Origin of the sequence: Sphingomonas sp. SORGH_AS_0879 (genome assembly GCF_030819175.1) — a bacterium.
Taxonomy (GTDB): domain Bacteria; phylum Pseudomonadota; class Alphaproteobacteria; order Sphingomonadales; family Sphingomonadaceae; genus Sphingomonas.
On record NZ_JAUTBJ010000002.1, the window covers coordinates 3103714 to 3109940 of the forward strand.

Annotated in this window: 5 protein-coding genes; all 5 read right to left on the minus strand. The window is 65.7% G+C overall.

Translation table 11 applies throughout. The features are described 5' to 3' along the window. Positions 1-22: 22 nt before the first annotated feature. Positions 23-1522, minus strand: a complete 1500-nt coding sequence (locus QE379_RS14985; protein WP_307001698.1) for a glycoside hydrolase family 32 protein — start codon at positions 1520-1522, stop codon at positions 23-25. Next, positions 1519-2892 (minus strand): sugar porter family MFS transporter, encoded by a 1374-nt coding sequence (locus tag QE379_RS14990; RefSeq protein WP_307001700.1) that lies wholly within the window; start codon positions 2890-2892, stop codon positions 1519-1521. The genes QE379_RS14985 and QE379_RS14990 overlap by 4 nt, the downstream gene beginning before the upstream one ends. After that, complete coding sequence (locus tag QE379_RS14995; protein WP_307001703.1) at positions 2885-3847, minus strand: ROK family protein; 963 nt, start codon at positions 3845-3847, stop codon at positions 2885-2887. Before QE379_RS14995 ends, QE379_RS14990 begins: the two co-directional genes overlap by 8 nt. Positions 3848-4059: 212 nt before the next feature. After that, positions 4060-5175, minus strand: coding sequence for an ROK family transcriptional regulator (locus tag QE379_RS15000; protein WP_307001705.1), 1116 nt, complete (start codon positions 5173-5175; stop codon positions 4060-4062). 477 nt (positions 5176-5652) lie between these two features. Next, entirely contained in the window at positions 5653-6024 is a 372-nt protein-coding gene (locus QE379_RS15005) for a winged helix-turn-helix domain-containing protein (protein ID WP_307001708.1), read from the minus strand. Between the last annotated feature and the right edge of the window lie 203 nt (positions 6025-6227).

Here is a 6227-nt window from a genome sequence, read left to right on the forward strand (position 1 = left end):
CGTGGTGACGAATGCGGTCATGTCAGCGCCCGCCCGCGGTCATCGGCCACGCCTGCATAGTCAGCTTCGCGCTGCCACCCCGCGCGCTCGCGCTCCAGCGAAGCTGCCCGCCCCCGCGAAAGAAACGGTCGGTGATGGTGTGCGTGCCGTCGCCGATGAAGACTTCGAGGATCGATTGGTCGGCCAGCACCCGCAGTCGCACGCGCTTTCCCTTCAGGTCGACCGGCGCGACATGGCGGTTGGCGAAGCCGTCGTGGAAATGCGGCCCTGACCGGGTGCGATCGACGAACACCTCGTCGACGCTCGGGTTGACGCCGATCAGCGTCTGATAGCCCTGCTCGTCGGTCAGCGCGATCGTCACCTGATCGGCGGTGCCGGTGTCGAGGTCGAGCGTCAGGTCGGCCGAACCGCCCGCGATCGGCAGGTCGGTGGGCGTTTCGCCAAGCGTGCCGGTGAACGGCTGCGGTGCGCCGCGCAGGCCGGCCACCTCGCGCACCGGCATTTGCGCGATGCGATAGCCAAGGAGCGTCTTCTTTAGCGTCACCTCGCGCGGCACGGTCATCAACCCGCGCGCCGGCCAGGTCGGGATCGCCTCGGCATAGCGCCAGTCGTTGGCCCAGCCGATCCAGACGCGGCGCTGATCGTCCTTCGGCAGGTCGTTCCACGACACGGCGGCATAGAAGTCCGCGCCATAGTCCATCCACTGCGCCTCGCCCGGCCAGCCGGGGACGGTGGTGAAGCGCCTGCCGTCGAAATCGCCGACGAAATACTGGCCGCCCGATCCGCCACCGACGGCATTGTCGCCCAGGTTGATGCCGAGCACCCAGCGCTTCTCGCCCGGCGCGCCGCCCTCGACCGGCAGCTCGAACAGGTCCGGGCATTCCCAATTCTTCCCTCGCCCGCCCGCAGGTCCGAAGCTGCTGGCGAAGGTCCATTGCTTGAGATCGGGCGAGGTGAACAGGACCGCACGGTTCTCCAGCGCCATGACCGCCACCATCACCCAGCGCTTCGTGGGCGCGTGCCAGAAGACCTTGGGATCGCGAAACTCGGGCGAGCCGACGCTCAGCACTTCGCCATGGACGGTCCAGGTCCGACCGCGATCGTTGCTATAGGCGACATATTGCGATTGCAGCTTCGCCTTGGGATTATGCCCGGTATAGATCGCGACCAGCGGCGGCTTCCCGTTCTTTCCGAAACCGGTCCTATTGTTCCAGTCGACCACCGCGCTGCCCGAGAACGCCATGACGTCGGCGGTCTCCGGAATGGCGATCGGCAGTTCTTCCCAATGGACCAGGTCGCGGCTGACCGCATGGCCCCAGCTCATATGGCCCCAGCGATCGCCATGCGGGTTGTACTGGAAGAACAGGTGGTACTCGCCATCATAATAGACGAGCCCGTTGGGGTCGTTCATCCAGTTGCGCTCGGGCGCGAAATGATAGGTCGGGCGCGGGTCGGCCCGCTGCGCCGAGACATGGGTCGGCAGCATGAGGCCGACCATGGCGAGCAAGATGAGCGATTTCATGCCGCCTTCCCCGGATCCATGTCCTCCAGCGCCACGCCGTTGGTTTCCGGCATCACGCGCACCGTCCACACCAGTTGCACCAGCATCATCGCGCCGAAGAAGGCGAAGACCCAGCCACCGACCGCGCTCGCCACGATCGGGAACAGCCAGGTGATCGCCGCCGCCGCGACCCAGTGGGTCGTCGATCCCAGCGCCTGCCCCTTGCCGCGCACCGCGCTGGGGAACACCTCCGAGATGAAGACCCAGATCACCGCGCCCTGGCTGATCGCGAAGGCTGCGATGAAGGCAAGCAGACCGCCAAGGATCAGCGTCCCGTCCGGCGCGGCGCGTTCGAGCTGCCAGCCGACCAGCAGCAGGGCGGCGGCGCAAACCACCGAGCCGACGATCAAAAGCGGTCGCCGTCCAAAGCGGTCGATGAAGAACAGCGCCGCCACGGTGAACAGCAAATTGGTGCCGCCGACGGCGATCGACTGCAACAGGGCGCTGTCCGCCCCGGCACCGGCAAGCTCGAAGATGCGCGGCGCATAGTAGAGCAGCGCATTGATGCCCGACAGTTGATTGAACATCGCGATGGCGATGGCGCAAGCCACCGGAAAACTGTGCGCGCTCTGGAACAGCCGGGTATCGCTCCGCCCCGCGTCGCGGCGCTCGGCGGCTTCGATCTTCACCAGTTCGGCTTGGGGGGATAGGAAGCCCAACCGGGTCATCACCGCCACCGCCTTGGCCCGGTCGTTATGGATCGCCAGCCAGCGCGGGCTTTCGGGCAGGACGAAGGTGACGGCAAGGAACAGGGCCGAGGGCACCGCGACGATCCCGAACATCCATCGCCATGCGACCTCGGGCGGGAATGCTTGCGCGATCAGATAGTTGCTGAGGAACGCGATCAGGATGCCCAGCACGATGTTGAGCTGGTTCATCGCCACCAGCCGCCCCCGGAAGCGCGCAGGGGACACTTCGGCGATATAGATCGGCGTGACCACCGATGCCGCCCCGATGGCAAGGCCGCCCAGGAAACGGAACGCGATCAGCATCGGCCAGCTTTGCGCCAGCGCGGTGCCAAAGGAGGAGACGACATAGGCGATCGCGACCGACAGCATGATCGCCTTGCGACCATAGCGGTCGGCGGGCGCGCCGGTGACCAGCGAACCGATCACCGTGCCGATCAGGGCCGATGCGACGGTAAAGCCGAGCGATGCGTCGGTCAGCGCGAAGCGCTCCTGCAACGCCTGCGTCGCGCCGGAAATGACCGCGGTGTCGAACCCGAACAGCAATCCGCCCAGCGCCGCCCCGGCCGCGCTCAGCACGATCGCGGTCGTCGCCCGCGCATCGTCAACATCCTGCCGGCCACCCGGCGTCGCGATGCTATGCATCGACCGTCTCCTTGTTCGTGTTAGAGGGTTCGGCCATGCGCCAGTGCATCGGCCATTGGCGGGTCGCGGTGCGATAGGCGAGCGCCAGCGCGCCGGTCAGCCCGGCCGACGACCCGGCGGTCGGGGCGACGACATAATCCTCCATGTCGATCATGCGCATGCTGGCATCATAGCCGGCCAGTTTCGCGACCAGCGCCGAACGCACCCGCCCGTACATTTGCGGCTGCATCACACCGCCGCCCAGGATGATCCGGTCGGGGCGAACGACATAGGTAAGCGTCGCGCACAGCGCCGCGACATAGTCGGCCTCGATCGCCCATGCCGGATGGTCGGTCGGCAATTGCTCGGCCGGCACGCCCCAGCGCGCGTGCATCGCCGGACCGCAAGCCAGCCCTTCCAGGCAGTCGCCATGGAACGGGCAGATACCGGCGAATATGTCGTCGCCGGGCGCACGCGGGACAACGATATGCCCGGCCTCCGGGTGGTTCGCCCCGCCATGCGGCGCCCCGGCGATCAGCAGGCCGACACCGATGCCGGTGCCGACCGTGACGTAGCAGAAGCTGTCCAGCCCCTGCCCGCTCCCGAACAGCCGCTCGCCCACCGCCGCGCAGTTCACGTCGGTGTCGAGCGTCATGGGCGCCTCGATGCTCTGCCGGAAATGTCCGAGCAGGTCCGTATTCTCCCAGCCCGGCTTCGGTGTCGAGGTAATGCAGCCGTAATCGGTCGCCAGCGGATTTAACGAGAGGGGCCCGAAGCTGCCGACCGAAAAGGCCGACAGGCCACCATGGACACGCTGCGCATCGCGGAAGAACGCACTGGCCGCGCCCAGCGTCTCGGCCGGGACCGTGGTCGCGATCCGGGTTTCGGCAAGGATCCGTCCGTCACGGTCGGCGACGGCGCACAGGAACTTGGTGCCCCCGGCCTCGATCCCACCGAGCAGCAGCGGTTCGCTCACCACCGGAGCCCTACCCGTCCTGCATGCTGCACATTCATGGCCATCATACCTCTCCCCGTCAGCGCCGCTTTTGCGGTCGATCCCACTAAATCTACTAATGTGATTTAGTTGGTCAAGGGCAATTCGCTTGACATTTCAGCCGCTTGTTTCACAATCGTTTGTCGTTAGCGATATCATGGCGAGTGCCCGGTTCGCCTTCCGCGATGATTCGATCAGCCCCGCTTGAACAAGCTGCTGAGATCGGGCGAATATTGCGCGTGTAGCGGCAACAGCCCCGCGCCCATCGCCGCTGCCTGCCGTCCGAGCGTGCCGATGCGCAATTCCGGCGCGAAGAAATCGGGCGGAGCATGATCGGCGAGTCGTTGTCCCACTGCCGCCGCGATATCGGCCAGTTCCGCCGCCGCCAGCGATCCGTCGAGGATCACCGCCTCCAGGTCGAGCAGGCTGTTGGCACCCGAAATGGCGAAGGCCAATGCTTCGGTGCAGCGACGCCGCCATCCCTCCAGGTCGGCGGACGTGGTTGCCCGATCGCGGTCGTAGAGCGAGGCATGGTGGATCAGTGAGTCGCGCCGGCCATCGGCCATGACCGGCATCGACGCCAGCGCGCCGGCATTGCCGTGTCGGCCCTGCACCACCTGCCCGCCCAGCACCAGACCGCCGCCGACGAAGGTGCCGAGGTTGATGAGCAGATAATTCTGAAGATCGGTTCCGGCCCCGCACAACAAATGCGCCAGCGCCGCCGCATTGCCGTCATTGTCGAAGAAAGTCGGCCAGTGCAGCCCGGCGCGCAGCCGGTCGGCGACGTCGCCCCGGCGCCATTCCTCCGCCTGGTCTTCCGAGATCCCCAACTCGTCGCGCCATTCCCCCAGGAACCACGGCATCGCGATGCCGATACCCAGGAATGTGCTGGGATCGCGGAGCGGAGAAGGCAGTTGCTCCTGCAAAAACCGGTCGATCCGCTCCACGGCTAGGGCGATGGTCGGAAAGGTACCGGCATCGCAATGCATCGCCTTTTGCTGCCCGTCGAAATCGAGCAGCACCAGCGTCATCGCATCCCGGCCGATCTCCACGCCGACCGTGTAGCCGCGCGCGCCGTTGATGCGATAGACGGTAGCCGGCTGTCCCATGCCGCCGGTTCGCTTTTCCGCCTGGAACAGCAACCCGTCGCTGTCGAGTTCGTCGATGATCCGCACCACTGCTTGGGGCGAAAGGCCGGTCACCCGCGCCAGTTCGGCCTTCGATGCGCCGTTCAACCGCCGGATCGCCGACAGGATCAGCCGTTCGTTATAGCGACGCATCCCGCTCGCATTCGTACCCTTGCGCGCCATATGCATTCAGCCATCCGCTCCATCTCTGCCGTTATTGCGGATCGGTTATAGCCTACCGTTCCTCGGCGACAGCGACGCTACCGGCAAAGGGCGATATCAGGAAGCGGCGAACGGCCTTTGTTTCCAGCACAATGACGGCACCCTTCGCGGTGCCCCGGGAAACGGCCGTTCCGACCCAGTTGGCACGGTTGCAGCTTCCGACATGCATCACGGTCGATCTGGCTCCAGAGCCATCTCGCGATCGTTCGTCAGCGCGCCGGATCAGGCCTTTAAGCCGGACGGAGACGTGTCGGACGGGGTGGAGGTCTGGGCTGCAGGGTAGCGAGGATCAAACCAGGGAAGGACCGGCTACGGTCGAAGCCGGGAGTATTATCCCAAGGGGATCCAGACGCCAGCGAAGAGAGAAGAAAATCCCCCTCAGCGGCCAGACCGTTGCCGCGCCGGTGGTCACGGTCACGTCGGCGACAGATGGACGACCTACCCGGCCTGCCGCGTCCGCGAGGAAGCGTTGATCGAGCTACCGTTGTGCGAATGCGGATCGCCGTTCATCAAGAGCCTGATTGCCGCCGCCGAATCCGGGACGAGCCGATAGCTGCGACGTCCGGTTTCGATGGCATCGGCCGGGATACCGACAAGCCGAAGGGCATGTCGCAAGTTGCAGATATAGACCTTGACCGCCTTGGCGTCGGCGGTGCGGATGCCTGCCGCCCGAACCAGTTCTTCGCGTGAAACATAGAAACCGGGCTCGTCCAGCAGGCGCAACAGGATCGCGACACCATTTCGCCCCGCACGAGGCATGAGTGCGACGAGGCGATCGATGATCGGGAGGAGGCGCCGGTCCTGCCCCATCGGCTTTCGCGTTCGGGGCGGGATGAAAACCTCCGGGGAGGAAAACAGCTTCGACAACCCAGGGTCGATCGGAGTGCCGGGACGGTCCTCCAGGCGATGGAGCAACGCACGCGCCGCCGACAGAGCCTGGATCCCCGCATCGATCATGGCGGCCAAATCGTGATAATCCTTATAGCTCGCATGGTCGTGGACCACGGTCCGGT

What these genes read in the sequence shown, in the direction of transcription:
- QE379_RS14985 (WP_307001698.1), bottom strand. Translation starts at nt 1,522, where the DNA reads ATGAAATCGCTCATCTTGCTCGCCATGGTCGGCCTCATGCTGCCGACC.
- QE379_RS14990 (WP_307001700.1), bottom strand. Translation starts at nt 2,892, where the DNA reads ATGCATAGCATCGCGACGCCGGGTGGCCGGCAGGATGTTGACGATGCG.
- QE379_RS15000 (WP_307001705.1), bottom strand. Translation starts at nt 5,175, where the DNA reads ATGGCGCGCAAGGGTACGAATGCGAGCGGGATGCGTCGCTATAACGAA.
- QE379_RS15005 (WP_307001708.1), bottom strand. Translation starts at nt 6,024, where the DNA reads ATGGGGCAGGACCGGCGCCTCCTCCCGATCATCGATCGCCTCGTCGCA.